The sequence below is a fragment of the Bartonella sp. AP58NXGY genome (assembly GCF_042195785.1).
Classification (GTDB): Bacteria; Pseudomonadota; Alphaproteobacteria; order Rhizobiales; family Rhizobiaceae; genus Bartonella.
The window spans coordinates 1-1,470 of record NZ_JBHIOY010000067.1 but is presented as its reverse complement, the minus strand read 5'-3'; the positions used below and the strand labels follow the sequence as shown (position 1 = coordinate 1,470).

The following is a 1,470-nucleotide window of genomic DNA, read 5'->3' as shown; positions in this document are numbered from 1 at the left end:
AAAGCACTTGATATTCAATTAGGTAATTATCAAAATGAAAAAAAGTGAAAAAAATAAAAAATACGTATTGACTTTAAGGAAAAGGTCGTTTAATAAGGTTGGCAAGTGCTAAAAACACTATATGAATAGCGAGTAAGCCACGATAAGGTTTCTCCAATTTTTAAAATACTGACTTTCTTTTGTGCTGTCTCTAGCATATAACGATTATGTCGGGTGTAGCTATACCATACAATACCCTTCGCGAGGGGAAAGTATAGCGGCGGACTATTCACCGTGTTTTTAGCGCCCGGCGCCCTTATGGGTTGTCAATTAAAAACTCTATTGAATAGGATTACTAGCATGAAAGCTACAGTTAAAAAACAAACCACTCCCATTATTGATACCGTTGCAAATGACAATATTGCACAAGATTTCGTATCAAAAAATACTCAACAGAAAAAATATAAACTTTCATTAGGTGCTATTGAGTTTGGTAATCGCTTGTTTCGTCGTGTTATAGCTTTAAGAGACTTTGGTACTGTTAAGAAAGGTGACGTTGGTGGTTTTATAGAACATGAGGGTAATTTATCGCATGATGGCAATTGTTGGATATCTGGTTATGCATTAGTATTTGGTAAAGCTCGTGTTTTAGACGATGCACGTGTTACAGGTTATGCAAAAATTTTTGGTGATACAGAAATATCAAATAAAGCACGTGTTGGTGGTCGTATGAAAATTTTTGGTCATAGCGATGCTTTTGGTAAGGTATTGGTTTCTGGGCGTGCGCGTCTTTTTGGGAATGAAACCATCTCTTTTGGTAAATATAGATAACCCTTTAAAACTAGGCGGTGCGGGGGCGCCTCCTTATAACCATTTCATTTAAAAATTTGTTTGAATATTAGATTAGGGAGCTACCTATGACCACTAAAACTGTATCCAAAAAATATGAACTTACTAATGAAACTACAGAAGTTAAAGACCATCTCTATGGTAGAGTTAGAACACTTTATCGCATTAAAGCTTTAAGAAGTTTTGGAAGTGTTAAAAAAGGAGATTTAGGGGGCTTTATTGAAAGTGAATACAACTTATCACATGATGGCAATTGCTGGGTTGGTGATGATGCCAAGGTTTATAATGCTGCTATGGTTTGGGGGCATGCGAAGGTTTTTGAAAATGCAATAATTTGTGATGAGGCGTGTGTTAATGGGTTTGCGAAGGTTTACGGTAATGTACGTGCTTATGGAAAGGCAATTATTGGTGGCAGGGCGCGTGTTTTTGGAGATACGCAACTTATTTTGGGGGCATGGGTTACAGGAAGAAAAGAGATTTCTACAGGTTTAATATCCTTTTGTAGATAGATAAAGACTGTAGAGGAATTGATTAAAGCGGCTGTGGCGTCTAAAAGATAGAATAAAAAAAAGCCGCGTCCTTTAAGACACGGCTTTTATTATCAAAACAGCTAGCGATCTAAATAAACGATTAAAGTAACCA

General features: G+C 36.5%; 2 protein-coding genes. Both read left to right on the top strand.

Going from position 1 to position 1,470, the window contains the following annotated elements:
- Nucleotides 1-339 precede the first annotated feature (339 nt).
- Complete coding sequence (locus ACFINC_RS09435) at nt 340-810, top strand: hypothetical protein (protein ID WP_375614275.1); 471 nt, start codon at nt 340-342, stop codon at nt 808-810.
- An 86-nt stretch (nt 811-896) separates the two neighbouring features.
- A complete protein-coding gene (locus ACFINC_RS09430) occupies nt 897-1,337 on the top strand; it encodes a hypothetical protein (RefSeq protein ID WP_375612653.1) in 441 nt (146 codons plus the stop codon).
- Nucleotides 1,338-1,470 lie beyond the last annotated feature (133 nt).

Coding starts and splice junctions, on each gene's coding strand:
- ACFINC_RS09435 (WP_375614275.1), top strand. CDS start 340: ATGAAAGCTACAGTTAAAAAACAAACCACTCCCATTATTGATACCGTT.
- ACFINC_RS09430 (WP_375612653.1), top strand. CDS start 897: ATGACCACTAAAACTGTATCCAAAAAATATGAACTTACTAATGAAACT.